Genomic DNA, 26,878 nt, shown 5'->3' with positions numbered 1-26,878 from the left:
GCTGAGAAGACAATGCCAAAACGTACAGACATAAAAAGCATCCTGATCCTCGGCGCTGGCCCGATTGTTATCGGCCAGGCCTGCGAATTCGACTACTCCGGCGCGCAGGCGTGTAAAGCCCTGCGCGAAGAGGGCTACCGCGTTATCCTGGTCAACTCCAACCCGGCGACCATCATGACCGACCCGGAAATGGCTGATGCTACCTACATCGAGCCGATTCACTGGGAAGTGGTGCGTAAAATCATCGAGAAAGAGCGTCCGGACGCGGTGCTGCCAACCATGGGCGGCCAGACGGCGCTGAACTGTGCGCTGGAGCTGGAGCGTCAGGGCGTGCTGGAAGAGTTCGGCGTGACCATGATTGGCGCAACCGCCGACGCGATTGATAAAGCAGAAGACCGTCGCCGCTTCGACGTGGCGATGAAGAAAATCGGCCTCGACACCGCGCGTTCCGGTATCGCACACAATATGGAAGAAGCGCTGGCCGTCGCGGCTGACGTGGGCTATCCGTGCATCATCCGCCCATCGTTCACCATGGGCGGCACCGGCGGCGGCATCGCCTACAACCGCGAAGAGTTCGAAGAGATTTGCGAACGCGGTCTGGATCTCTCCCCAACCAAAGAGCTGCTGATTGATGAATCGCTGATTGGCTGGAAAGAGTACGAGATGGAGGTGGTGCGTGATAAAAACGACAACTGCATCATCGTCTGCTCCATCGAAAACTTCGATGCGATGGGTATCCACACCGGCGACTCCATCACCGTTGCGCCAGCCCAGACCCTGACCGACAAAGAGTACCAAATCATGCGTAACGCCTCGATGGCGGTACTGCGTGAGATCGGCGTGGAAACCGGCGGTTCTAACGTGCAGTTCTCCGTGAACCCGAAAACCGGCCGTCTGATTGTTATCGAAATGAACCCGCGCGTGTCTCGTTCCTCCGCGCTGGCCTCCAAAGCGACCGGCTTCCCGATTGCGAAAGTGGCGGCGAAGCTGGCGGTGGGCTACACCCTCGACGAGCTGATGAACGACATCACCGGTGGCCGCACCCCTGCGTCCTTCGAGCCGTCCATCGACTACGTTGTGACCAAAATTCCTCGCTTTAACTTCGAGAAATTCGCAGGCGCGAACGACCGTCTGACCACCCAGATGAAATCCGTCGGTGAAGTAATGGCGATTGGCCGCACGCAGCAGGAATCCCTGCAGAAAGCGCTGCGCGGCCTCGAAGTGGGCGCGACCGGCTTCGACCCGAAAGTGAGCCTGGACGACCCGGAAGCGCTGACGAAAATTCGTCGCGAGCTGAAGGACGCGGGCGCAGAGCGTATCTGGTACATCGCCGATGCCTTCCGTGCGGGCCTGTCCGTCGACGGCGTGTTCAACCTGACCAACATCGACCGCTGGTTCCTGGTGCAGATTGAAGAGCTGGTGCGTCTGGAAGAGCAGGTCGCGGAGCTGGGCATCAACGGCCTGGACGCTGACTTCCTGCGCGTGCTGAAGCGTAAAGGCTTCGCCGATGCGCGTCTGGCTAAGCTGGCGGGCGTGCGTGAAGCGGAAATCCGCAAGCTGCGCGACCAGTATGACCTGCACCCGGTCTACAAGCGCGTGGACACCTGTGCGGCTGAATTCTCGACCGACACCGCCTACATGTACTCCACCTATGAAGACGAGTGCGAAGCGAACCCGTCCGTCGACCGCGACAAGATTATGGTGCTGGGCGGCGGTCCAAACCGTATCGGCCAGGGCATCGAATTCGACTACTGCTGCGTACACGCCTCCCTGGCGCTGCGCGAAGACGGTTACGAGACCATCATGGTCAACTGTAACCCGGAAACCGTATCGACCGACTACGACACCTCTGACCGCCTCTACTTCGAGCCGGTTACGCTGGAAGACGTGCTGGAAATCGTGCGCATCGAGAAGCCAAAAGGCGTTATCGTGCAGTACGGCGGCCAGACCCCGCTGAAGCTGGCGCGCGCGCTGGAAGCGGCAGGCGTGCCGGTTATCGGCACCAGCCCGGACGCGATTGACCGTGCGGAAGACCGCGAGCGTTTCCAGCAGGCGGTTGACCGTCTGAAGCTGAAACAGCCGGCGAACGCCACCGTTACCGCCATCGAAATGGCCGTTGAGAAGGCGAAAGAGATTGGCTACCCGCTGGTGGTGCGTCCTTCCTACGTGCTGGGCGGCCGCGCGATGGAAATCGTTTATGACGAAGCCGACCTGCGCCGCTACTTCCAGACCGCGGTGAGCGTGTCGAACGATGCGCCAGTGCTGCTCGACCGCTTCCTCGACGACGCGGTGGAAGTGGACGTTGACGCCATCTGCGACGGCGAAATGGTGCTGATTGGCGGCATCATGGAGCATATCGAGCAGGCGGGCGTGCACTCCGGTGACTCAGCCTGTTCTCTGCCCGCGTACACCCTGAGCCAGGAGATCCAGAACGTGATGCGCCAGCAGGTGCAGAAGCTGGCCTTCGAGCTGCAGGTTCGCGGCCTGATGAACGTCCAGTTCGCGGTGAAAGACAACGAAGTCTACCTGATTGAAGTGAACCCGCGCGCGGCGCGTACCGTACCGTTCGTCTCCAAAGCCACCGGCGTTCCGCTGGCGAAAGTGGCGGCGCGCGTGATGGCGGGCCAGACGCTGGCGCAGCAGGGCGTGACCAAAGAGATCATTCCACCGTACTACTCGGTGAAAGAAGTGGTGCTGCCGTTCAACAAATTCCCGGGCGTTGACCCGCTGTTAGGGCCAGAAATGCGCTCTACCGGGGAAGTGATGGGCGTGGGCCGCACCTTCGCAGAAGCGTTCGCGAAGGCGCAGCTGGGCAGCAGCTCCACCATGAGAAAATCAGGCCGTGCGCTGCTCTCCGTTCGCGAAGGCGACAAAGAGCGCGTGGTTGACCTGGCCGCCAAGCTGCTGAAACAGGGCTTCGAGCTGGATGCAACCCACGGTACGGCGATTGTGCTGGGCGAAGCCGGCATCAACCCGCGCCTGGTGAACAAGGTGCATGAGGGTCGTCCGCACATTCAGGACCGCATCAAGAATGGCGAATACACCTACATCATCAACACCACCGCAGGCCGCCAGGCGATTGAAGACTCCAAGCTGATTCGCCGCAGCGCGCTGCAGTACAAAGTGCACTACGACACCACCCTGAACGGCGGTTTCGCAACGGCCATGGCGCTGAACGCGGATGCCACCGAGAAGGTGATTTCGGTCCAGGAAATGCACGCGCAAATCAGCAAATAATCTGCTTTATCACGTAGGCCCGGCAAGCGGCAGCGCCGCCGGGCAAATGGCGGGTGGCGCTTCGCTTACCCGCCCTACGTTTTCCCTTCCCTTCTTCGGAACCTTCTGGTTTTCCATCCGCTTTCAGTCAGTTAACCTAAAATGGTTAGGTAGATAACCAAATTCAACTGAGAGCAGGGGAAAACACCATGCAAAATAAACTACTGATCGCTTCCGTTCTGGCTGCCACTGCAATGTTTACCGTTGCGGGCTGTTCATCTAATCAGGCCGTAAAAACCACCGATGGCAAGACCATTGTCACCGACGGCAAGCCGCAGGTAGATGATGACACCGGCCTGGTGTCCTATAAAAATGCCGAAACCGGCCAAACCGAGCAGATTAACCGTGACCAGGTTAAATCAATGGGCGAGCTGGATAACTAGTTCAGATTTCTGACGTTAGCCCGTCAATAATATTCACTATTAGCCTGCTGAATTACTGACTACACTCTTTTGGTAAAAGAAAGCAGTAAAACAACAGGCTAATTAATGATTCTGATAATTTATGCGCACCCGTATCCGCAGCACTCGCATGCGAATAAACGGATGCTTGAGCAGGTAAGGACGCTCGATAACGTAGAGATACGTTCCCTCTATCAACTCTATCCCGATTTTAATATCGATATCGCCGCCGAACAGGAGGCGCTTTCCCGTGCCGATCTGATTATCTGGCAGCACCCGATGCAGTGGTACAGCACGCCCCCGCTCCTGAAGCTGTGGATCGATAAGGTCTTTTCTCACGGCTGGGCGTATGGCCACAACGGCAAAGCGCTGCAGGGCAAAAGCCTGATGTGGGCCGTGACCACCGGCGGCGGTGAAAGCCATTTCGATATTGGTTCGTTCCCCGGCTTTGACGTGCTGGCGCAGCCGCTCCAGGCGACGGCGCTCTACTGTGGCCTGAACTGGCTGCCGCCTTTTGCGATGCACTGTACCTTTGTCTGCGACGATGAAACGCTGCAGGCGCAGGCTCGCCACTACAAACAACGCTTACTTGAGTGGCAGGAGACGCACAATGGATAGCCATACGCTGATACAGGCGCTGATTTATCTCGGCGCGGCGGCGCTGATTGTGCCCGTGGCGGTTCGCCTTGGGCTGGGCTCGGTGCTTGGCTATCTGATTGCCGGATGCGTGATTGGCCCCTGGGGCCTTCGTCTGGTGACCGATGCCGAAGCGATACTGCATTTTGCGGAAATCGGCGTTGTGCTGATGCTGTTTGTCATTGGTCTTGAACTTGATCCGCAGAGGCTGTGGAAGCTTCGCGCCTCGGTGTTCGGCGGCGGTGCGCTGCAGATGCTGGCCTGCGGCCTGCTGCTGGGCGGCTTCTGTATCCTGCTGGGAATGGAGTGGAAGGTAGCCGAGCTTATCGGCATGACGCTCGCCCTCTCCTCAACGGCCATTGCCATGCAGGCGATGAACGAACGCAACCTGACCGTCTCTCAGATGGGGCGCAGCGCGTTCTCCGTACTGCTTTTCCAGGATATTGCCGCCATTCCGCTGGTGGCGATGATCCCGCTGCTGGCGGCAAGCGGCTCTTCCACTACGTTAGGCGCATTCGCGCTGTCGGCGCTTAAGGTGGCTGGCGCGCTGGCGTTAGTTATTCTTTTGGGCCGCTACGTGACCCGTCCGCTGCTGCGGTTTGTTGCGCGCTCTGGCCTGCGCGAAGTGTTCAGCGCCGTTGCGCTGTTCCTGGTGTTTGGCTTTGGCCTTCTGCTGGAAGAGGCCGGGCTGTCGATGGCGATGGGCGCCTTCCTGGCAGGCGTTCTTCTGGCAAGCTCTGAATACCGCCATGCGCTGGAAAGCGATATCGAGCCGTTTAAAGGATTACTGCTGGGGCTGTTTTTCATCGGCGTCGGGATGTCCGTCGACTTCGGTACGCTGGTTACGCATCCGCTGCGGATTATTATCCTGCTGGTGGGCTTCCTGGTTATTAAAATGGCGATGCTGTGGCTGATTGCCCGCCCGCTTAAAGTACCGAATAAACAGCGCCGCTGGTTCGCCGTGCTGCTGGGGCAGGGGAGCGAGTTCGCCTTCGTCGTCTTTGGTGCGGCGCAGATGGCGAACGTGCTCGATCCGGAGTGGGCGAAGGCGCTGACGCTGGCCGTGGCATTGTCGATGGCCGCTACGCCGATCCTGCTGGTGGTGCTGACGCGTCTGGAGAAATCGGGTAGCGGCCAGGAGCGCGAGGCGGATGAGATCGACGAGGAGCAGCCGCGCGTCATCGTTGCCGGTTTTGGGCGATACGGGCAGATCGTTGGGCGATTACTGCTCTCCAGCGGTGTGAAGATGGTCATCCTCGATCACGATCCTGACCACGTGGATACCCTGCGTAAATTCGACATGAAGGTGTTCTACGGCGATGCGACCCGCGTCGATCTGCTGGAATCTGCCGGGGCGGCCAAAGCCGAGGTGCTGATTAACGCCATCGACGATCCGCAAACCAGCCTGCAGATGGTGGAGCTGGTAAAAGCGCACTTCCCGAATCTGACCATCATCTCCCGCGCGCGCGATGTGGATCATTATATCCAGCTGCGTCAGGCGGGCGTTGCGGCACCGGAGCGTGAAACGTTCGAAGGCGCGCTGAAGTCTGGCCGCATGGCGCTGGAAAGCCTGGGGCTGGGAGCGTATGAAGCGCGCGAGCGCGCCGACCTGTTCCGCCGCTTTAACACCGACATGGTCGAAGAGATGGTGGCGATGGCGAGCAGCACGGCGTCGGAGCGCGCGGCGGTGTTTAAACGCACCAGCGCGATGCTGACGGAGATCATTAACGAGGACCGCAACCACCTGTCGCTGGTCCAGCGTCACGGCTGGCAGGGCACGGATGAGGGCAAGCATACCGGGAATCCTGAAGACGAACCGGAGAGTAAACCTTCCGCGTGAAGTGGAGTTGCCAGCAATAATAAAAAATTTCTGTTTCTTTACCCTGCCGCCAGTCGACGAAAGATTAAGCTTTCCGTATAGTGGCGGCAATTTTTTGCATCCGGGAAATTTTCAATGATCAGTCTGATTGCAGCGATGGCGGTAGACCGCGTTATCGGTATGGAAAACGCCATGCCGTGGAACCTGCCTGCCGATCTCGCATGGTTTAAACGTACAACGTTAAACAAGCCGGTAGTGATGGGCCGCCTGACCTGGGAGTCGATTGGTCGTCCATTGCCGGGCCGTAAGAATATCGTTATCAGCAGCCAGCCGGGCACTGACGATCGCGTTCAGTGGGTTAAGTCCGTGGACGACGCGATCGCCGCCTGCGGTGACGCCGAAGAAATCATGGTGATCGGCGGCGGTCGTGTGTATGAGCAGTTCCTGCCGAAAGCGCAGAAGCTGTATCTGACGCACATTGATGCGGAAGTGGAAGGGGATACCCATTTCCCGGATTACGATCCGGACGAGTGGGAGTCGGTTTTCAGCGAATTCCACGATGCCGACGCGCAGAACTCGCACAGCTACTGCTTCGAGATTCTGGAACGTCGTTAAGCTATTTCCCCTCACCCTGTGGTGAGGGGAATGCGTCAGGAGGCGACGGCCTCACCTTCCCCTAAGTCCAGCTGTCGATTGGACGGCTGCACGAAGTACGCTTTATCTTCCCAACGTAAGCAGGTCAAATCCCCGCCCCAGCAGCATCCGGTATCCAGTCCGTAGATCCCTTCTGGCGTGCCTTTACCTTCAAGCGCAGCCCAGTGGCCAAATACGACGCTGTACTCGTTTGTCACCGGCCCAGGAATGGCAAACCACGGTTTGAGCGGTGCGGGCGCGCTTTCAGGCGTCTCCTTCGAATACATATCCAGCTGTCCGTTGGGGAAGCAGAAACGCATGCGCGTAAAGGCGTTAGTGATAAAACGCAGGCGCGCCAGGCCGCTGAGATCTTCGCTCCAGTGGTTCGGCATATCGCCGTACATGGCATCGAGGAAGAAAGGATAGGAGTCGCTCGCCAGCACCGCCTCGACGTCGCGCGCGCAGGTTTTTGCCGTCTCCAGATCCCATTGCGGCGTGATCCCGGCATGTGCCATGACCAGCTTTTTCTCTTCATCAACCTGCAAAAGCGGCTGTCGGCGCAGCCAGTTGATCAGATCGTCGGCATCCGGCGCTTCCAGCAAGGGCGAGAGCCTGTCCTTTGGCTTGTTACGGCTGATCCCGGCGAAGACTGCCAGCAGATGCAGATCGTGATTGCCCAGCACCATGCGCACGCTGTCGCCGAGTGATTTGACGAATCGCAGCACGTCCAGCGAGCCGGGACCGCGCGCGACTAAATCCCCCGTCAGCCAGAGCGTATCCTGGCCTGGAGTAAAGTCGACCTGCTTTAACAATGCGATCAGTTCATCGTAGCAACCGTGAACGTCGCCAATCAGATATGTAGACATGGGATTAATGGATGAGTGTGGTTACGGCGAGACGGAACACAGGAATAGCAACGCGGAACGCGTTGCCATCGACGTCGACCATTTCATAATGGCCCTGCATGGTACCCATTGGCGTTTCAATCACCGCGCCGCTGGTGTACTGATACTCTTCGCCAGGATCAATGTGCGGTTGTTCACCCACCACACCCTCACCCTGGACTTCGATTTCGCGGCCATTGCCGTTGGTGATAAGCCAGTAACGCCCCAGCAGCTGCACAGGCATCCGCCCCAGGTTGCGAATGGTCACGGTGTACGCGAAGACATAACGTTCTTCATCCGGTGAGGATTGCGATTCAACATAAATGCTTTGCACATGGACACAGACGCGGGGCGAATCAATCATGGCTTAACTCTCCTTCGGCGGGGCATTTTCGCTGATGTAATTAGCCAGCTTGCAGTACTGCTCGACGGAAATATTCTCCGCACGCATGGCCGGGTCGATCCCCAGCTCGGCTAGTACCTCAACGGTAAACGAATTGCTCAGGCTGTTGCGGATCGTTTTACGGCGCTGGTTAAACGCTTCTGTTGTGATACGGCTCAGTACGCGCAGCTCTTTGACCGGGTATGGCTTCACCTTGTGCGGCACGAGGCGCACAACCGCAGAGTCTACTTTCGGTGGCGGCGTGAACGCTGACGGCGGCACTTCAAGTACCGGGATCACGTTGCAGAAATACTGCGCCATCACGCTTAAACGACCATACGCTTTACTGTTCGGCCCTGCAACCAGACGGTTAACCACCTCTTTCTGCAGCATGAAGTGCATGTCGGCAATGGCATCAGTATAGCTAAACAGGTGGAACATCAGCGGGGTGGAGATGTTGTACGGCAAGTTACCGAATACGCGCAGCGGCTGGCCCATTTTCTCGGACAGTTCGCCAAAGTTCATGGTCATCGCATCCTGCTGATAAATCGTCAGCTTTGGCCCAAGGAACGGGTGCGTTTGCAGACGTGCCGCGAGATCGCGGTCGAGCTCGATAACCGTCAGTTCGTCAAGACGTTCGCCGACGGGTTCGGTCAGCGCGGCAAGACCCGGGCCGATTTCGACCATCGCCTGACCTTTCTGCGGATTAATAGCCGAGACAATGCTTTCGATCACAAACTGATCGTTGAGGAAGTTCTGCCCGAAGCGTTTACGGGCTAAGTGGCCCTGATGGACTCGATTAGTCATTGAGTATTAACAATCATTTTGATGGCGAGATTAAGCGCCGTAATAAAACTGCCGACATCCGCTTTCCCCTGGCCTGCCAGATCCAGCGCAGTACCGTGGTCAACGGACGTTCGAATAAAGGGTAAACCGAGGGTGATATTCACGCCGCGGCCAAAGCCCTGGTATTTTAGCACGGGCAGGCCCTGATCGTGGTACATCGCGAGCACGGCGTCGGCATTATCCAGGTATTTAGGCTGGAAAAGGGTATCGGCAGGCAGCGGCCCGCTGAGGTTCATCCCCTTCGCACGCATCTCCTCAAGCACCGGAATGATGGTGTCGATCTCTTCGGTGCCTATGTGCCCGCCTTCCCCGGCGTGCGGATTGAGGCCGCAGACCAGCACGTGCGGCTGCGGTATCCCAAATTTGGTCTGCAGGTCGTGATGCAAAATCCCGATGATCTCGCGAAGGAGCTCCGGGGTGATGGCATCAGGAATGGCTTTGATTGGCAGATGGGTTGTCACCAGCGCGACGCGCATCTCCTCGGTGGCCAGCATCATCACCACTTTCGGGCTATGCGAGCGCTCTTCAAAGAATTCGGTGTGTCCGGTAAACGGGATGCCGGCGTCGTTGATAACGCCTTTATGCACCGGGCCGGTGATCAGCGCGGCAAACTCACCGTTCAGGCAGCCGTCGCACGCGCGCGCCAGCGTCTCGACAACATAGTTGCCGTTTTCAGCGCTGAGCTGGCCTGGTACAACGGGCGTACGAAGTGGGACCGAAAGAAGGGTGAGGGTGCCGGCCTGCTGTGGCGCGGGCTGCTGGCCTTCAACGTAGGGAATGAGCGTTAAAGGCAGACCGAGCAATGTTGCCCGGTCCTGTAACAGCGTTGCATCTGCGCAGATGACCAGCTCAACGGGCCAGCTGCGCTGGGCGAGCTGGACAACAAGGTCTGGCCCAATCCCGGCGGGTTCGCCGGGAGTGATCACAACGCGATGCTGTTTCATCAGTTGCTCAGTATTTTCACGTAAGCGCTGGCGCGTTGTTCCTGCATCCAGGTTGCCGCTTCTTCAGAGAATTTACGGTTGAACAGCATACGGTAGGCTCTGTCTTTCTGCGCCGCGTCGGTTTTATCCACGTTGCGGGTATCCATCAGCTCAATCAGGTGCCAGCCAAAGGAGGAGTGTACCGGTGCGCTCATCTGGCCTTTGTTCAGCTTCATTAACGCATCGCGGAACGCCGGATCGTAGATATCCGCTGCAGCCCAGCCGAGATCGCCGCCCTGGTTAGCAGAGCCTGGGTCCTGAGAGAACTCTTTAGCCGCTTTATCAAAGGTGGTTTTACCGCTCTTAATGTCGGCCGCAATTTGCTGCAGCTTAACCCGGGCCTGATCGTCGGTCATGATCGGTGATGGTTTCAGCAGAATATGGCGAGCATGCACTTCCGTCACGGAAATATTCTGGCTCTGACCACGCAGATCGTTCACCTTCAGAATGTGGAAGCCGACGCCTGAACGGATTGGCCCTACGATATCGCCTTTCTTCGCGGTGCTCAGCGCCTGAGCGAAGAGAGAAGGCAGTTCCTGAATGCGTCCCCAGCCCATCTGGCCGCCCTTCAGCGCCTGCTGGTCTGCAGAGTACGTGATGGCGAGCTTGCCGAAGTCACCGCCGTTACGCGCCTGTTCAACGATAGAACGCGCCTGGCTTTCCGCTTCTGCAGCCTGATCGGAGGTTGGGTTTTCCGGCAGTGGGATCAGGATGTGGCTCAGGTTCAGCTCCGTGCTGGCATCGTTCTGGGTGCCCACCTGTTTTGCCAGCGCGTCCACTTCCTGCGGCAGGATCGTCACGCGGCGACGCACTTCATTGTTGCGCACTTCCGAAATCAGCATCTCTTTACGGATCTGATTGCGGTAGGTTGGGTAGCTAATGCCATCATAAGCCAGACGACTGCGCATCTGATCCATGCTCATGTTGTTTTGCTTGGCGATGTTGGCGATTGCCTGATCGAGCTGTTCGTCAGTGACCTTCACACCCATTTTCTGACCCATCTGCAGAACGATCTGATCCATGATCAGACGCTCCAGGATCTGATGGCGCAGCGTAGCGTCATCCGGAAGTTGCTGACCTGCCTGGTCCGAGTTGAGCTTCACAGATTTCATCAGACCGTCAACGTCGCTTTCAAGCACAACGCCGTTGTTAACCACAGCGGCGACTTTATCAACAACCTGGGGTGCGGCGAAGCTGGTATTCGCAACCATGGCGACACCGAGCAGCAGCGTTTTCCAGTTCTTCATACTTTTTCCATTTCAATTAACCGCAGAGCGGATTACGTTGTAAATCAAGCACATTACAATGAGCTACGGTACGGCAGAATGTTTGAACGCAGCATTTTCTGCGTACCCAGACCGTAGTTGGAGCTCAGGCCGCGAAGCTCGAAGTTAAAGCCAATCACGTTATCGTATTCGCTTTGATTGTTTTTGGTATCCCAGCCGTTAAGCTTGCGTTCGTAACCGACGCGCAGCGCATAACAGCAGGAGTTATATTGCAGCCCCACCATTTGGTCTGCCGCTTTATTGGCGTTGGTATCGAAGTAATACGCCCCGACGATTGACCAGCGATCGGCAATCGGCCAGCTCGCAACGGCACCCACCTGCGAGATACCGTCTTTATACTGTTCCTGAGTCCAGGTCTTATCGTTGTTGTTTTTTGGCAGCGTAGCCTGAATATATTCAGGGCTGGCATAACGATAATTCAGCTGAACCAGTCGGTCTTCATCACGACGGTATTCAATAGTGGCGCTACTGTTCGCGATGTTATCCAGGCGGGTGTCATACTGCACGCCGCCGCGCAGACCCCAGCGGTCCGTCATACGCCAGTAGGTATCACCGGCCCAGACGACAGAACCTGTCTTATCGTTATCTTCCCACTGTAAATTTTGCTCATCTCCCGTACGTGATTCCGTGAAATAGTAGATTTGACCAACAGAAACGTTAAAACGTTCAACTGAGGCATCATCATATACACGCGTGGTCACGCCGGTAGTGAGCTGGTTTGCAGAAGCAATACGGTCAAGACCACCGTAGGTACGGTCGCGGAACAGGCCGCTATAGTCAGACTGGAGCAGCGAGGAGTCGTAGTTGTTGATATTGCTCTGATCGCGATACGGTACGTACAGATACTGCATCCGCGGCTCGAGGGTCTGAGTATAGCCATCAGCCAGCAGCCCCATATCGCGCTCAAAGATCAGCTTGCCGTCCATTTTAAACTGCGGCAGGGTGCGATTTACGGACTCTTCAAGGCGTGCGTCATTGCTGGTGTTATAGCTATCAACATTCTTCTGCTGATAGTGGGTTGCCATCAGCTTGGCTTCGGTGTTCAGGCTCACCCAGTCGTTTGACCACGGCAGGTTGATCGTCGGCTCGATATGAAGACGCGTCGCTTCCGGCATATCGGAGTTGGTATTCACGAAATGTACGGCCTGAGCGTAAACGCGGGTATCGAATGGCCCCACATCGTTTTGATACCAGTTAACGTCCAGCTGCGGTTCAGCACCATAGGTACTGTTGGTCTGGTTGCTGAAGACCTGGAACTGTTTGGTGGACACCGTGGCGTTGAAGTTCTGGATGGCATAGCCAGCACTGAATTTCTGCGTCGCGTAGCCGTCGGTACTTGAACCGTATTTGGAATCAAAGTCGTTGAAATAGGTAGAGTCACTGACCTTGGTGTAGTCGACGTTAAAGCGCCAGACCTGATCCATCACCCCGGCATGACGCCAGTAGAATAACCAACGGTGACGATCGTCGCCGGATGGGTTATTTGTCGTATCGTCTTTATAAACGTTATCTGACGGCAGGTAATCCAGCTCCATTAAGCCCGTACCCGCTTTAGTCAGGTAACGGAACTCGTTCTCCCACATGATATTACCGCGCTTGTGGATATAGTGCGGCGTGATCGTGGCGTCCATGTTGGGCGCGATGTTCCAGTAATACGGCAGGTAGAACTCAAAATAGTTCGTGGTGCTGTATTTGGCATTGGGGATCAGGAAGCCGGAACGACGTTTGTCGCCCACGGGAAGCTGTAAATACGGGCTATAGAAAACAGGTACCGGGCCGAGCTTGAAGCGCGCGTTCCAGATCTCTGCAACCTGCTCTTCACGGTCATGAATCACTTCACTCCCGACTACGCTCCAGGTATTCGACCCCGGCAGACAGGAGGTGAAGGTACCGTTTTCAAGAATCGTGTAGCGGTTTTCACCGCGCTGTTTCATCAGGTCGGCATCACCACGCCCCTGACGTCCCACCATCTGGTAATCACCTTTCCAGACGTTGGTATCTTTCGTATTCAGGTTTGACCAGGCTTTCGGACCTTTCAGGATGACCTGGTTGTCGTCGTAATGCACATTACCCAGTGCATCCACCGTACGTACCGGTTCGACCGCACCTTCCGGTTGCTTCTGGTGCAATTGCACTTCATCGGCACGCAGGCGGCTATTGCCTTGATTAATATCGACGTTGCCCGTGAACGTCGCGTTGTCCGGATAGGTGCCTTTAGAGCTATCGGCAGTAATGGTTACCGGCAAGCTATTCGTATCGCCCTGAACCAGTGGGCGATCGTAGCTTGGGACGCCAAGCATACACTGCGAGGCGAGATCGGCTGCCAGCCCCTGCTGACTGTACAGAGCGGCACCAATCATTGTGGCCAGGAGGGTGGGGATACGTTTTTTCATACGTTGTATTTTATTGTTCCGTCATCAGTGGCTACGGCTTACAAACGCTCAGAGACTATCTTACTCATCAGCGCAGTACCAGCGTTAATCCTGCCCGTTTGCGCGCCAAGTGTTAGGCTCGCTATCGAATGACGAGTATGATAAAGCAAATTATAGGCGATGTCCTTCAATTGACCGTGGCTTGAACACAGTGATTATGGCGTTGCGTCGACCAGGAACATGACTATCCGGGGAGTATATGCAGTATTGGGGTAAAATAATCGGCGTTGCGTTCGCCATCGTAATGGGTGCCGGGTTTTGGGGGATCGTACTTGGGCTTATTATTGGGCACATGTTTGATAAGGCGCGCAGCCGCAAAATGGCCTGGTTTGCCAACCAGCGCGAACGTCAGTCACTCTTTTTCTCGACCACCTTTGAGGTCATGGGGCACTTAACCAAATCCAAAGGGCGCGTGACGGAAGCCGATATTCAGGTTGCCAGCATCTTTATGGATCGCATGAATCTGCACGGCGATTCCCGCCTGGCCGCACAAAATGCGTTTCGTATCGGCAAAGCGGATAACTATCCGCTGCGCGAAAAAATGCGTCAGTTCCGCAGCATCTGCTTCGGGCGCTTTGATTTAATTCGGATGTTTCTGGAAATCCAGATTCAGGCGGCCTTTGCCGATGGCTCTCTTCATCCCAATGAGCGGGACGTTTTATACGTCATTGCTGAAGAGTTGGGGATCTCTCGCATGCAGTTCGACCAGTTCCTGCGCATGATGCAGGGCGGCGCGCAATTTGGCGGCGGCTATCAGCAGCAATCCTCCGGCGGCGGCTGGCAGCAGGCGCAGCGCGGTCCAACGCTGGAAGATGCCTGTAACGTCCTGGGCGTGAAGCCAACGGACGATGCGACAACCATCAAGCGTGCCTACCGTAAATTAATGAGTGAACACCACCCGGACAAGCTGGTCGCGAAAGGCTTACCGCCAGAAATGATGGAAATGGCGAAGCAAAAAGCGCAGGAAATTCAGAAAGCGTACGAGCTCATAAAAGAGCAGAAAGGTTTTAAATAGAAAAATGGCCCGACGATGTCGGGCCATTTTTTTAGAAGTCTACCGGAGCTTTAAAGGTCATCGCGTTACCAAAGACCGGATGGGTAATGGTGAGCGTCTGCGCGTGGAGCTGCAGACGTAGTGCTAAGGCCAGCGCTTCAGGCGGGGCGTAAAACCGGTCGCCGAGGATCGGATGGCCCAGGGCGAGCATATGCACGCGCAGCTGGTGCGAGCGTCCGGTAATCGGCTTGAGCAGAACGCGCGCGGTGTTATCCGGCGCGTACTCCAGCACTTCATACTCGGTTTGCGCCGCTTTGCCGGTTTCATAGCAGACCTTCTGCTTGGGTCGGTTCGGCCAGTCGCAGATCAGCGGCAAATCCACCAGCCCTTCCGCGGGGGCCGGATGGCCCCAGACGCGCGCGACGTACTGCTTTTTCGGCTCGCGCTCGCGGAACTGGCGCTTCAGCTCGCGTTCTGCTTCTTTATGCAGCGCCACCACAATCACGCCGCTGGTGGCCATGTCCAGGCGATGAACGGACTCCGCCTGCGGATAATCGCGCTGAATGCGCGTCATCACGCTGTCCTTGTGCTCATCCAGACGCCCCGGCACGGACAACAGGCCGCTCGGCTTGTTGACCACCATAATGTGCTCATCCTGATACAGAATGACCAGCCAGGGGTCCTGAGGGGGATTGTAGGGCTCCATCACCATCTTGCGCTCCGTTTACTGATGCGTCACAACGATAAGACGCAGGGCGTCCAGACGCCAGCTCGCCTGATCCAGGCTTTCCATCACCTGCTGACGATTGCTCTCAATCGCAGCCAGCTCGTCGTCACGGATGTTCGGGTTAACCGCTTTTAACGCTTCCAGACGGGACAGCTCGGCTGAAAGTTTGTCGTCGGCTTCGGTACGCGCCGCGTCAATCAGCGCGCGGGCCGCTTTTTCAACCTGCGTTTCGCCCAGCTGCAGAATGGCGTGCACGTCCTGCTGAACGGCGTTGACCAGCTTGCTGCCGGTATGGCGGTTAACCGCGCTCAGCTGACGGTTGAAGCTTTCGAACTCCACCTGTCCTGCCAGGTTCGTGCCGTTTTTGTCCAGCAGCAGACGCACCGGCGTTGGCGGCAGGAAGCGGGTGAGCTGGAGCTGCTTCGGCGCCTGCGCCTCCACAACGTAGATCAGTTCAACCAGCAGCGTACCGACCGGCAGCGCCTTGTTCTTCAGCAGAGAAATGGTGCTGCTGCCGGTATCGCCGGAGAGGATCAGATCCAGACCGTTGCGGATCAGCGGGTGTTCCCAGGTGATGAACTGGGCGTCTTCGCGGGACAGCGCCACATCACGTTCAAAGGTGATGGTGCAGCCGTCCTCCGGCAGGCCCGGGAAATCCGGAACCAGCATATGATCGGACGGCGTGAGGACGATCAGATTTTCGCCGCGATCGTCCTGGTTGATCCCAACGATGTCGAACAGGTTCATGGAGAAGCCGATCAGGCTGGTGTCATCATCTTGTTCTTCAATACTCTCGGCCAGCGCCTGCGCTTTTTCACCGCCGTTGGAGTGGATCTCCAGCAGGCGGTCGCGACCCTGTTCCAACTGAGCCTTCAGCGCGTCGTGCTGCTCGCGGCAGGATTTGATCAGGTCGTCAAAGCCGTCAGTATTTTCCGGCGCAGCCAGGTAGCCGATCAGGTCGCTATGAACCCGATCGTAAATGGCGCGCCCGGTCGGGCAGGTGTGCTCAAACGCGTCCAGACCCTCGTGGAACCAGCGCACCAGTACGGACTGGGCGGTTTTTTCCAGATACGGAACGTGGATCTGAATATCATGCGCCTGACCGATACGGTCCAGACGGCCGATACGCTGCTCCAGCAGGTCCGGGTTAAACGGCAGATCGAACATCACCAGGTTGCTGGCAAACTGGAAGTTGCGGCCTTCAGAGCCGATTTCAGAGCACAGCAGCACCTGCGCGCCGCTGTCTTCTTCACCAAACCAGGCGGCCGCACGGTCGCGCTCGATGATCGACATGCCTTCGTGGAACACGGCGGCGCGAATGCCTTCCCGCTCGCGCAGAACCTGCTCCAGCTGCAGCGCGGTGGCGGCTTTGGCGCAGATCACCAGCACTTTTTGCGAGCGGTGTGCGGTCAGATAGCCCATCAGCCACTCAACGCGCGGATCGAAGTTCCACCAGGTGCCGGTATCGCCTTCGAATTCCTGATAAATCTGTTCCGGGTAGAGCATGTCACGCGCGCGCTCTTCTGCCGTTTTACGCGCGCCCATAATGCCGGAAACCTTGATTGCCGTCTGATACTGGGTCGGCAGCGGTAGCCTGATGGTGTGCAGCTCGCGTTTCGGGAAGCCTTTGACGCCGTTACGGGTGTTACGGAACAGCACGCGGCTGGTGCCGTGGCGATCCATCAGCATGTCGATAAGCTCTTTACGCGCGGATCCTGCGTCGTCGCTGTCGCTGTTGGCGGCATGCAGGAGAGGTTCGATATCCTGCTCACCAATCAGATCGCTCAGGGTGTTCAGCTCGTCGTTAGAGAGGCGGTTGCCCGCCAGCAGCAGCGCAACGGCATCCGCGACCGGACGGTAGTTATTCTGTTCTTCAACGAACTGCGCAAAGTCGTGGAAACGGTTTGGATCGAGCAGGCGCAGACGGGCAAAGTGGCTTTCCAGACCCAGCTGTTCAGGCGTTGCGGTCAGCAGCAGAACACCGGGCACGCGCTCGGCAAGCTGCTCGATAGCCATGTATTCGCGGCTTGGCGCGTCTTCGCTCCAGACCAGGTGGTGCGCTTCGTCGACCACCATAATGTCCCATTCGGCGTCGCACAGGTGCTCCAGGCGCTGCTTGCTGCGGCGCACGAAGTCCAGCGAGCAGATCACCAGTTGTTCGGTTTCAAACGGGTTGTCGGCGTCGTGCTGCGCTTCGGCATAGCGTTCGTCATCGAACAGGGAGAAACGCAGATTAAAGCGGCGCAGCATCTCAACCAGCCACTGGTGCTGCAGCGTTTCTGGAACAACAATCAGCACGCGCTCGGCGGCGCCGGAGAGCAGCTGTTGATGCAGGATCATGCCCGCTTCGATGGTTTTACCCAGACCCACTTCGTCAGCCAGCAGGACGCGAGGCGCATGGCGACGGCCCACGTCATGGGCGATGTTCAGCTGGTGGGGGATCAGGCTGGTGCGCTGGCCGCGCAGGCCGCTCCACGGCATGCGGTACTGTTCACTCTGGAACTTACGCGCGCGGTAGCGCAGAGAGAAACGATCCATACGGTCGATTTGCCCGGCAAACAGGCGATCCTGCGGCTTGCTGAAGACCAGCTTGCTGTCGAGCAGCACTTCGCGCAGGATAACGTTGGCCTCGTCGGTGTCCAGGCGAGTCCCGATGTAGGCGAGCAGTCCATTCTCTTCTTTTACGTCTTCAATCTTGAGCTGCCAGCCGTCATGGCTGGTCACGGTGTCGCCCGGATTGAACATCACGCGGGTAACAGGGGAGTCATTGCGAGCGTACAGACGGTTTTCACCGGTGGCAGGGAAGAGGAGGGTAACCATACGCGTATCGATTGCTACGACGGTTCCTAATCCAAGTTCGCTTTCTGTATCGCTGATCCAGCGTTGACCAAGTGTAAAAGGCATAGTTGTTCGGCTCTAATCTTTAATTGCAGGCAATAGTTCGACCCCGTCAAAAAAGACGGTCATCGAAAAATGGGTCCGGGAATGGAAAGGGCGCTATGGTACTGGATGGCAGCCATTTCGTCACGCGTCAAAATAGGCCAAGCTGTCCTGTCACTAGTGTAGCAAAATCATCGTCGATGAAGGGTAAAATTCCCTCCGCAACCGGCTGAAGCTGACGCGTCAGATAGTGATCGTAATCAAGCGGCGACTGCTGGTAATCAACCGGTTCCGGGCCGCTGGTGGTCCAGACATACTTGATGGAACCCCGGTTTTGATACTGCTGGGCGCGCCCCCGCCGTACGTTCTCTTCGTCCGCCAGACGCGCGGCGCGCACATGAGGGGGCACATTGCGTTGGTACTCCACCAAAGGGCGGCGCAGGCGCTTGCGATACACCAGCTGGTCATCCAGCTCGCCGGCCATCAGGCTGGCGATGGTTTCGCGGATGTAGTCCTGATAGGGCTCATTGCGGAACACCCGCAGGTAGAGCGTCTGCTGGAACTGCTGCGCCAGCGGCGTCCAGTCGGTGCGTACCGTCTCCAGCCCTTTAAAGACCATCCGCTGCTTGTCGCCTTCCTGAATCAGCCCGGCGTAGCGCTTCTTGCTGCCCTGATCGGTCCCGCGAATGGTAGGCATTAAAAAGCGGGCGAAATGCGTTTCAAACTCCAGCTCCAGCGCGCTGGTTAACCGCTCTTTTTGCAAATTTTCACGCCACCAGTCGTTCACAAACGCCACCAGCGCTTTGCCGATCTTCGCTGCGTCCTCTTCTGAATGCGCGCCTTTCAGCCACACGAAGGTGGAGTCCGTGTCGCCGTAGATGACGTCATAGCCCCGGGATTCAATCAGGGCTTTCGTCTGGCGCATAATCTCGTGCCCGCGCATGGTAATGGATGACGCCAGACGCGGATCGAAGAAGCGGCAGGCGCTGGTGCCCAGCACGCCGTAGAAGGCATTCATGATGATCTTCAGCGCCTGTGAAAGCGGCTTGTTTCCCTGGCGTTTCGCCTCTTCGCGGCCGTGCCAGATGTTGCCCACTATCTCCGGCAGGCAGTGTTTCTCGCGGGAGAAGCGCGCCCCGAGGAAGCCCTCGGTACTGCGTTCGTCATCCGGCTGCGCCATGCCCTCAATCAGCCCGACGGGGTCAATCAAAAAGGTGCGGATAATCGACGGATACAGGCTTTTATAGTCCAGCACCAGCACCGAGTCGTAAAGCCCCGGGCGGGAGTCCATGACATATCCGCCGGGGCTGGCCTGCGGCGGCACGTCGCCGAGGTTGGGGGCGACGTAGCCTGCGCGGTGCATCCGGGGAATATACAGATGGCCGAAGGCGGCAACCGAACCACCGTGCCTGTCGGCCGCCAGGCCGTTCACCGTCGCGCGCTCCAGCAGGAACGGCATGATCTCGGTTTTGTGGAATATCCGCGTGACCAGCTCGCAGTCTTTCAGGTTATAGGTTGCCAGCGCCGGTTTGTCTTCGTTAAAGCGACGGTCGATCTCATCCATTCTGTCCCACGGGTTGTCGATGGATTTGCCCTCGCCGAGCAGCTCCTGCGACACGGCTTCGAGCGAGAACGAGGAAAAGTTCCAGAAGGCGGACTTTAGCGCCTCGATGCCGTCGATAATCAGGCGGCCGTTGGCCTGCGCAAAGAAAACGCCGTTCTTAAAACCGTGCTCGCGCCACTCCAGCTCGGTATTTCCGCGCCCCAGCATCAGCGGGATACGGTAGCGCTCGGCGTGCTTTTGCAGCACGCGCAGGTCGAACTGCACCACGTTCCAGCCGATCAGCACATCGGGATCGTGCTCGGCAAACCACTGGTTAAGCTTCTCCAGCAGCTGCGGACGGCTGTTGACATACTCAAGCCGGAAATCCAGCGCGGACGCATCGCCATTCGGCGGCCCGAGCATATAGACAACCCGCTGCCCGCAGCCTTCAAGCCCAATGCAGTAAAGCTCGCCGTGGCGGGTGGTTTCAATATCCAGAGAGACCCACTTCAGCGGCGGGCGATAGTGAGGGTTAGGCTTCAGGCGTGCGTTCACCAGGCTGCCGCTATGCGCGGTGCCGTCAACCCAGACGGGGGCGGTAATGAACCGCTCCATCAGAAAGCGTTCCGGTGGGCGGATATCCGCTTCGTAGAGCGTCACGCCCGCTTCGCGGAGCAGCTTTTCGTAGCGCATCAGCTGGCGATGGGCGCGGCAGTAGAGGCCGTAAACCGGCTGGCGGTGGAAATCTTTCAGCTCAAGCGGGGTGAGACGCCAGCCGTTTTCGCCGCGCAGCAGCTGTTTCACTTTTTCGACGTGAGGCTCTGGGATAAAAGCCACGGATTCCTGCGGCGGCAGCGTAACGTGCAGCGGGCCGTTGTTCGTCGCCAGCCAGAACGCGACCTCGGTGCCCTGAGGGGTATCCCGCCAGTGTCGGGTCAGTAAAAAGCCTTCTTGCGCCTGCGCCACGCCGTTATCCCAGAAAACAAAACCAGGCCTGATTATAGCCTGGTTAAGGGGTGTTTGCTGGGGTTTTATACAGTGCCTGGTTTGCCGGATGACGCTGCGCTTATCCGGCCTACAGGCTACTGCCCGTAATACGCCTTCGCGCCGTGCTTGCGCAGGTAATGCTTATCGAGCAGGGTCTGCTGCATGTCCGGCAGCTGCGGTGCCAGCTGTCGGCAGAAGATCCCCATATAGGCGACCTCTTCGAGCACAATCGCGTTATGCACCGCGTCTTCCGCGTTTTTCCCCCAGGCGAACGGGCCGTGGGAGTGCACCAGCACGCCGGGCATTTGCGCCGCGTCGATACCCTGTTTTTCGAAGGTTTCAACAATCACGTTACCCGTTTCCCACTCGTACTCACCGTTAATCTCCGCATCGGTCATCAGGCGCGTGCAGGGAATGGTGCCGTAGAAGTAGTCCGCGTGGGTGGTGCCGGTGGCCGGTATGGACTGGCCCGCCTGCGCCCAGATGGTCGCGTGGCGCGAATGGGTATGCACAATCCCGCCGATGGTCGGGAAGGATTGATACAGCAGGCGGTGGGTGGGCGTATCGGAGGAGGGCTTTTTGCTGCCTTCCACCACTTCACCCGTTTCGATGCTGACCACCACCATGTCTTCTGCGGTCATTACCGTGTAATCCACGCCGGATGGCTTGATCACGAACACGCCCTTGTCGCGGTCGACGGCGCTGACGTTGCCCCAGGTCAGGGTCACGAGGTTATGTTTCGGCAGCGCCAGGTTGGCTTCGAGCACCTGACGCTTGAGATCGTCTAACATAGTTGTCTCCTGCCGGATGGCGCTTCGCTTATCCGGCCTACAGGATCGTAGGCCCGGTAAACGCAGTGCCACCGGGCATTCAGGGCTTAGCGTTTTGAACCGTAATAGACTTCGTTCCAGCGCAGCGCGTCTTTGAACGCGGGCAGGCGGGTCTCGTTATCAATCACGGTCAGCTCGATATCGTGCAGCTCGGCGAACTGACGCATATCGTTCAGATCCAGCGCGTGGCTGAACACCGTGTGGTGCGCGCCACCGGCCACAATCCAGGCTTCGGACGCGGTTGGCAGGTCTGGCTGCGCTTTCCACAGGGCGTTGGCGACCGGCAGTTTCGGCAGGGAATGCGGCGTTTCAACCGCATCGACGCAGTTCACCAGCAGGCGGAAACGATCGCCGAGGTCGATCAGGCTGGCGTTGATGGCCGGGCCGGTGCGGGTGTTGAAGATCAGACGCGCTGGATCGGCTTTACCACCGATGCCGAGATACTGCACGTCGAGGATCGGTTTCTCTTCGACGGCGATTGTTGGACACACTTCCAGCATGTGCGAGCCGAGCACCAGGTCGTTGCCGTTTTCGAAGTGGTAGGTGTAGTCCTCCATAAAGGAGGTGCCGCCCTGCAGACCGGTCGACATCACCTTCATGATGCGAAGCAGAGCGGCAGTTTTCCAGTCGCCCTCGCCCGCAAAGCCGTAGCCCTGCTGCATCAGACGTTGTACCGCCAGGCCCGGCAGCTGTTTCAGGCCGTGGAGGTCTTCAAAGGTGGTGGTAAAGGCGTGGAAGCCGCCCTGTTCGAGGAAGCGCTTCATGCCCAGCTCGATGCGCGCCGCGTCCAGCACGTTCTGGCGCTTGTCGCCGTTAATTTGTGCCGCAGGCGTCAGGCGATAGCTGCTTTCGTACTCGTCCACCAGCGCGTTCACGTCGCCGTCGCTGATTTCATTCACCACCTGCACCAGGTCGCCTACGGCCCATGTATTCACAGAGAAGCCGAACTTGATCTGCGCGGCCACTTTGTCGCCGTCGGTGACCGCCACTTCACGCATGTTGTCGCCAAAACGCACCACTTTCAGGTGGCGGGTGTCCTGCTTAGAGACGGCCTGACGCATCCAGGAGCCGATACGTTGTTGCGCGTTGCCATCCTGCCAGTGGCCGGTGACCACCGCGTGCTGCTGGCGCATACGCGCGCCGATGAAGCCGAACTCGCGGCCGCCGTGCGCGGTCTGGTTCAGGTTCATAAAGTCCATGTCGATGCTGTCCCACGGCAGGGAGGCGTTGAACTGGGTATGGAACTGCAGCAGCGGTTTGTTGAGGATAGACAGGCCGTTGATCCACATTTTTGCTGGCGAGAAGGTGTGCAGCCACACCACCAGGCCGGCGCATTTATCGTCGTAGTTGGCGTCGCGGCAGATGTTTGTGATTTCGTCCGGCGTGGTGCCCAGCGGTTTCAGCACCAGCCTGCACGGCAGTTTGGCTTCCGCGTTCAGCGCGTTAACCACGTGCTCCGCGTGTTTCGTCACCTGCTGCAGCGCTTCCGGCCCGTACAGATGCTGGCTGCCAATCACAAACCACACTTCATAGTTATTAAAAATGGTCATCATCGTGTCCTTAATGTGTCAGGGTTGCCGTAGTGTCCGCGGTGCTTTTGGCCGGGGCGGCGACAGGGAGATAGTGAAGCTCGGCGCTTTTTGCCCATTGCTGGTAGCGCTGATAAAGCTGTTCGAAGCGTTGCGCCTGCTGGGCGCGCGGCTGAAGGGTGTTTTCGACGGCGCTCGCCATATGCTGCTGCGCGGTCGGGATGTCGGCATGGACGCCTGCGGCCACGGCGGCGAAAATCGCCGCGCCCAGCGCGCAGCACTGATCGGAGGCCACAATCTGCAGCGGACGGTTCAGCACGTCGCAGCAGGCCTGCATGATCACCGGGTTTTTACGGGCGATGCCGCCCAGCGCCATCACGTTGTTCACGTCGATGCCCTGCTCGGTGAAGCACTCCATAATGGCGCGCGCGCCGAAGGCGGTAGCGGCAATCAGGCCGCCGAACAGCGCAGGGGCGTCGGTTGCCAGGTTGAGATCCGCAATCACCCCTTTCAGGCGCTGGTTGGCGAACGGCGTGCGGCGGCCGTTAAACCAGTCCAGCACCACCGGGAGGTGATCGAGAGACGGATTTTTCGCCCAGGCTTCGGTGAGCTGCGGCAGAAGCTGCTTTTTGCTCTCGGCAATCTGGGCTTTCAGTTCAGGGTGCGCTGCCGCCAGCTGGTCCAGCGGCCAGCCCAGCACGCGACCAAACCAGGCGTAGATATCGCCAAACGCGGACTGACCGGCTTCAAGGCCGATAAAGTCCGGCACCACGCTGCCGTCCACCTGGCCGCAGATGCCTTTTACCGCGCGGTCGCCGACGGTAGCTTTATCCGCCGTCAGGATGTCGCAGGTAGACGTGCCGATGACTTTCACCAGGGTATTGGGCTGAGCGCCCGCGCCCACGGCACCCATATGGCAGTCGAACGCCCCGCCGGAGATGGCCACGTTCTGCGGAAGCCCCAGGCGTTTTGCCCACTCTTCGCAGAGGGTGCCGACCGGAATATCGGCGGTGAAGGTGTCGGTAAACAGCGGGTATTTCAGGCTCTTGTTGATAATCGGGTCGAGCTCATCGAAGAACGCCGACGGAGGCAGGCCGCCCCAGCTTTCATGCCATAACGATTTATGCCCGGCGCTGCAGCGGCCGCGGCGGATAGCCTGCGGGCGGGTGGTGCCGGAGAGCAGGGCTGGCACCCAGTCGCACAGCTCAATCCACGATGCCGCAGCCTGCGCGACCGAAGCGTCCGCGCGGGTGACGTGCAGAATTTTCGCCCAGAACCACTCGCTGGAGTAAATGCCGCCGATGTAGCGCGAATAGTCGGTTTTGCCCGGCTGATGGCACAGGCGGGTGATGGCTTCAGCCTCTTCCACGGCGGTATGGTCTTTCCACAGCACGAACATGGCGTTCGGGTTGTCGGCGAACTCCGGGCGCAGCGCCAGCACGCGGCCTTCTGCATCGACCGGGGCAGGCGTTGAGCCGGTGCTGTCGACGCCAATGCCGACAATCTCTGCGCGCTGTTCGCCGCTGAGGTCTGCCAGCACGGTTTTGATTGCCGCTTCCATTGATTCAATGTAGTCACGCGGGTGGTGGCGGAACTGGTTGTTTGGCGCATCGCAATAGCGCCCCTCTTGCCAGCGCGGATACCACTCAACGCTGGTTGCTATCTCCTGGCCGGTCGTACAGTCCACTGCCAGCGCGCGAACCGAGTCGCTGCCAAAATCGAGGCCAATCGCAATTGCCATGGTGTTGCTCCATCAAAAAACAGGTATGGGAGAACATTAGAGACTGGGGACGAAAATCGTCAGGCAGGATCCGCTAATCTTATGGATTAAATTGCTGTTACGATTGAAAGTGTGACGCCGTGCAAATATTCAATGTGGACATTTCTGCCGCACTTATAGACACTTTTGTTACTGCTTATCTGCCAGCGATGGCGGAGAAATCAGGGGCGAAGGCTGAAACATGGCGGACGTAAAAGAGGCGCGAGGCTTTTTGGTGCGTTTCGCAGGCCATTTTTATACTGCTTTTAACGATATGGACAAATGGTTTCCTTCGGGAGCGCCGGGAGAACTGAATCTATGGCCGAAACGCAAAACGATCCCCTCCTGCCGGGCTATTCGTTTAACGCCCATCTGGTGGCGGGTCTGACCCCTATCGAGGCTGAGGGATACCTCGATTTTTACGTCGATCGTCCGCTGGGGATGAAGGGTTTTATTTTGAATCTCACCGTGCGCGGAGAAGGGATCATCAAAAACGGTGACCAGCAGTTTGTTTGCCGCCCCGGCGATATGCTGCTGTTCCCGCCGGGAGAGATCCACCACTACGGGCGCCACCCTGATGCCAAAGAGTGGTATCACCAGTGGGTCTACTTCCGCCCGCGCGCCTACTGGCAGGAGTGGCTGTCGTGGCCAGCGATCTTTGCCCATACCGGTTTTTACCGCCCGGATGAGGCGCATCTCTCTCAGTTTCGCGAGCTGTTTGCCCAGATTATCGAGGCTGGGCAGGCTGGCGGGCGCTACGCCGAACTGCTGGCGATTAACCTGCTTGAGCAGGTGCTGCTGCGCCGCATGGAGGCGATTAACGAATCGCTTAACCCGCCGCTGGATAACCGCGTGCGCGATGCCTGCCAGTACATCAGCGATCACCTGTCTGACAGCCAGTTTGATATTGCCAGCGTCGCGCAGCACGTGTGCCTTTCACCGTCCCGGCTATCGCACCTGTTCCGCCAGCAGCTTGGGGTGAGCGTGCTGAGCTGGCGCGAGGATCAGCGCATTAGCCAGGCGAAGCTGCTGCTCAGCACCACCCGGATGCCTATTGCCACCGTGGGCCGTAACGTGGGCTTTGAGGATCAGCTCTATTTCTCTCGCGTCTTTAAAAAATGCACCGGCGCCAGCCCCAGCGAATTCCGCGCGGGATGTGAATAAACGGTAAACATTCAGGTGAACTTCAGGAGCATCTTGTAAACTATTCAGACAATTGATGCCTTGACGCGGTGCAGGGCGCTAAGCAGAATCGCTGATTCGTTTTCTGACCGGAATAGTTATGCAGGCATTGCTGGAACATTTTATCACCCAGTCCGTTATGTACTCGCTCATCGCCGTGGCGCTGGTGGCGTTTCTGGAATCGCTGGCGCTGGTTGGGCTGATCCTGCCCGGTACCGTAATGATGGCGGGGCTTGGCGCGCTGATTGGCAGCGGTGAAGTTAATTTCTGGCAGGCGTGGCTGGCCGGTATTATCGGCTGCCTGCTGGGCGACTGGATCTCCTTCTGGCTGGGCTGGCGCTTTAAGAAGCCGCTGCACCGCTGGTCGTTTATGAAGAAGAACAAAGCCCTGCTGGATAAAACCGAGCACGCGCTGCACCAGCACAGCATGTTTACCATCCTTGTCGGCCGCTTTGTCGGGCCAACGCGTCCGCTGGTGCCGATGGTGGCCGGGATGCTGGATCTGCCCGTTGCGAAGTTCGTGGTGCCGAACATTATCGGCTGCGTCTTTTGGCCGCCGTTCTACTTCCTGCCGGGTATTCTGGCCGGTGCGGCCATCGATATTCCTGACGGAATGCAAAGCGGCGAGTTTAAATGGCTGCTTCTGGGAACGGCGGTGCTGCTGTGGCTGGCGGTCTGGCTCTGCTGGCGCCTGTGGCGCAGCGCAAAAGCCAGCGTCGACCGCCTGACGCGCTATCTCCCGCGCACGCGCCTGCTCTGGCTGGCCCCGCTGACGCTGGGTGTGGCCGTGGTAGCCCTGGTCGCGCTGATTCGTCACCCGCTGATGCCGGTATACGGCGAGATTTTATTAAAAGTGGTCAGCCGTTAAG

20 protein-coding genes are annotated in these 26,878 nt (G+C 58.2%); 8 read left to right on the top strand and 12 right to left on the bottom strand.

Going from position 1 to position 26,878, the window contains the following annotated elements:
- Positions 1 to 12: 12 nt before the first annotated feature.
- The 5 genes from carB (at position 13) to folA (ending at position 6,747) form a co-directional block, all read left to right on the top strand.
- Entirely contained in the window at positions 13 to 3,237 is a 3,225-nt protein-coding gene (gene carB, locus E0L20_RS10920) for a carbamoyl-phosphate synthase large subunit (RefSeq protein ID WP_131633985.1), read from the top strand.
- 188 nt (positions 3,238 to 3,425) lie between these two features.
- Complete coding sequence (locus E0L20_RS10915) at positions 3,426 to 3,659, top strand: YgdI/YgdR family lipoprotein (protein WP_003856439.1); 234 nt, start codon at positions 3,426 to 3,428, stop codon at positions 3,657 to 3,659.
- Positions 3,660 to 3,764: 105 nt separating this feature from the next.
- Complete coding sequence (gene kefF / locus E0L20_RS10910) at positions 3,765 to 4,295, top strand: glutathione-regulated potassium-efflux system oxidoreductase KefF (protein WP_131633984.1); 531 nt, start codon at positions 3,765 to 3,767, stop codon at positions 4,293 to 4,295.
- A complete protein-coding gene (gene kefC / locus E0L20_RS10905; RefSeq protein WP_131633983.1) occupies positions 4,288 to 6,153 on the top strand; it encodes a glutathione-regulated potassium-efflux system protein KefC in 1,866 nt (621 codons plus the stop codon). The genes kefF and kefC overlap by 8 nt, the downstream gene beginning before the upstream one ends.
- A 114-nt stretch (positions 6,154 to 6,267) precedes the next feature.
- Positions 6,268 to 6,747 (top strand): type 3 dihydrofolate reductase, encoded by a 480-nt coding sequence (gene folA / locus E0L20_RS10900; protein ID WP_131633982.1) that lies wholly within the window; start codon positions 6,268 to 6,270, stop codon positions 6,745 to 6,747.
- A 35-nt stretch (positions 6,748 to 6,782) separates the two neighbouring features.
- On the opposite strand, the gene apaH is transcribed toward folA, so the two are convergent.
- Genes apaH through lptD form a run of 6 tightly spaced genes read right to left on the bottom strand, consistent with a single transcriptional unit; the run spans position 6,783 to position 13,539 of the window.
- Positions 6,783 to 7,631, bottom strand: coding sequence for a bis(5'-nucleosyl)-tetraphosphatase (symmetrical) ApaH (gene apaH, locus E0L20_RS10895; RefSeq protein WP_131633981.1), 849 nt, complete (start codon positions 7,629 to 7,631; stop codon positions 6,783 to 6,785).
- A 4-nt stretch (positions 7,632 to 7,635) separates the two neighbouring features.
- A complete protein-coding gene (gene apaG / locus E0L20_RS10890) occupies positions 7,636 to 8,013 on the bottom strand; it encodes a Co2+/Mg2+ efflux protein ApaG (RefSeq protein ID WP_131633980.1) in 378 nt (125 codons plus the stop codon).
- A gap of 3 nt (positions 8,014 to 8,016) precedes the next feature.
- Positions 8,017 to 8,838: a 16S rRNA (adenine(1518)-N(6)/adenine(1519)-N(6))-dimethyltransferase RsmA gene (gene rsmA / locus E0L20_RS10885; RefSeq protein ID WP_131633979.1), complete on the bottom strand. Its 822-nt coding sequence runs from the start codon at positions 8,836 to 8,838 to the stop codon at positions 8,017 to 8,019.
- The gene (gene pdxA, locus E0L20_RS10880; RefSeq protein ID WP_131633978.1) at positions 8,835 to 9,821 is read right to left on the bottom strand and encodes a 4-hydroxythreonine-4-phosphate dehydrogenase PdxA; all 987 of its coding nucleotides are present in this window, start codon (positions 9,819 to 9,821) and stop codon (positions 8,835 to 8,837) included. The genes rsmA and pdxA overlap by 4 nt, the downstream gene beginning before the upstream one ends.
- On the bottom strand, positions 9,821 to 11,107 hold the full coding sequence (surA, locus tag E0L20_RS10875; RefSeq protein ID WP_131633977.1) for a peptidylprolyl isomerase SurA: 1,287 nt from the start codon (positions 11,105 to 11,107) through the stop codon (positions 9,821 to 9,823). The genes pdxA and surA overlap by 1 nt, the downstream gene beginning before the upstream one ends.
- 53 nt (positions 11,108 to 11,160) lie before the next feature.
- Positions 11,161 to 13,539 (bottom strand): LPS assembly protein LptD, encoded by a 2,379-nt coding sequence (gene lptD, locus E0L20_RS10870; protein WP_131633976.1) that lies wholly within the window; start codon positions 13,537 to 13,539, stop codon positions 11,161 to 11,163.
- Between the two features lie 238 nt (positions 13,540 to 13,777).
- Between lptD and djlA the strand changes: the two genes are divergently transcribed.
- Complete coding sequence (gene djlA / locus E0L20_RS10865; RefSeq protein WP_131633975.1) at positions 13,778 to 14,593, top strand: co-chaperone DjlA; 816 nt, start codon at positions 13,778 to 13,780, stop codon at positions 14,591 to 14,593.
- A 31-nt stretch (positions 14,594 to 14,624) separates the two neighbouring features.
- Here djlA and rluA read toward each other — a convergent pair whose 3' ends face one another.
- From rluA to araB, 6 genes are all read right to left on the bottom strand, one after another.
- A complete protein-coding gene (rluA, locus tag E0L20_RS10860) occupies positions 14,625 to 15,284 on the bottom strand; it encodes a bifunctional tRNA pseudouridine(32) synthase/23S rRNA pseudouridine(746) synthase RluA (RefSeq protein ID WP_131633974.1) in 660 nt (219 codons plus the stop codon).
- 12 nt (positions 15,285 to 15,296) lie between these two features.
- Positions 15,297 to 18,203: an RNA polymerase-associated protein RapA gene (gene rapA, locus E0L20_RS10855; RefSeq protein WP_131633973.1), complete on the bottom strand. Its 2,907-nt coding sequence runs from the start codon at positions 18,201 to 18,203 to the stop codon at positions 15,297 to 15,299.
- A gap of 127 nt (positions 18,204 to 18,330) precedes the next feature.
- Positions 18,331 to 20,688 carry a DNA polymerase II gene (gene polB, locus E0L20_RS10850; protein WP_131633972.1) on the bottom strand — a complete coding sequence of 786 codons (2,358 nt, stop codon included), beginning with the start codon at positions 20,686 to 20,688 and terminating at the stop codon, positions 18,331 to 18,333.
- Positions 20,689 to 20,804: 116 nt separating this feature from the next.
- A complete protein-coding gene (gene araD / locus E0L20_RS10845; RefSeq protein WP_131633971.1) occupies positions 20,805 to 21,500 on the bottom strand; it encodes an L-ribulose-5-phosphate 4-epimerase in 696 nt (231 codons plus the stop codon).
- Positions 21,501 to 21,586: 86 nt separating this feature from the next.
- The gene (araA, locus tag E0L20_RS10840; RefSeq protein WP_131634228.1) at positions 21,587 to 23,089 is read right to left on the bottom strand and encodes an L-arabinose isomerase; all 1,503 of its coding nucleotides are present in this window, start codon (positions 23,087 to 23,089) and stop codon (positions 21,587 to 21,589) included.
- 10 nt (positions 23,090 to 23,099) lie between these two features.
- Entirely contained in the window at positions 23,100 to 24,809 is a 1,710-nt protein-coding gene (araB, locus tag E0L20_RS10835; protein ID WP_131633970.1) for a ribulokinase, read from the bottom strand.
- Between the two features lie 336 nt (positions 24,810 to 25,145).
- Between araB and araC the strand changes: the two genes are divergently transcribed.
- Positions 25,146 to 25,991, top strand: coding sequence for an arabinose operon transcriptional regulator AraC (gene araC, locus E0L20_RS10825; RefSeq protein ID WP_131633969.1), 846 nt, complete (start codon positions 25,146 to 25,148; stop codon positions 25,989 to 25,991).
- Between the two features lie 118 nt (positions 25,992 to 26,109).
- Positions 26,110 to 26,877, top strand: coding sequence for a DedA family protein (locus E0L20_RS10820; RefSeq protein WP_100122340.1), 768 nt, complete (start codon positions 26,110 to 26,112; stop codon positions 26,875 to 26,877).
- The last annotated feature ends 1 nt before the right edge of the window (position 26,878 follow it).

The organism is Enterobacter wuhouensis (genome assembly GCF_004331265.1).
Taxonomy (GTDB): Bacteria; Pseudomonadota; Gammaproteobacteria; order Enterobacterales; family Enterobacteriaceae; genus Enterobacter; species Enterobacter wuhouensis.
Note: the sequence above shows the minus strand (reverse complement) of the source record. Positions and strands in the feature narration are given on the sequence as shown.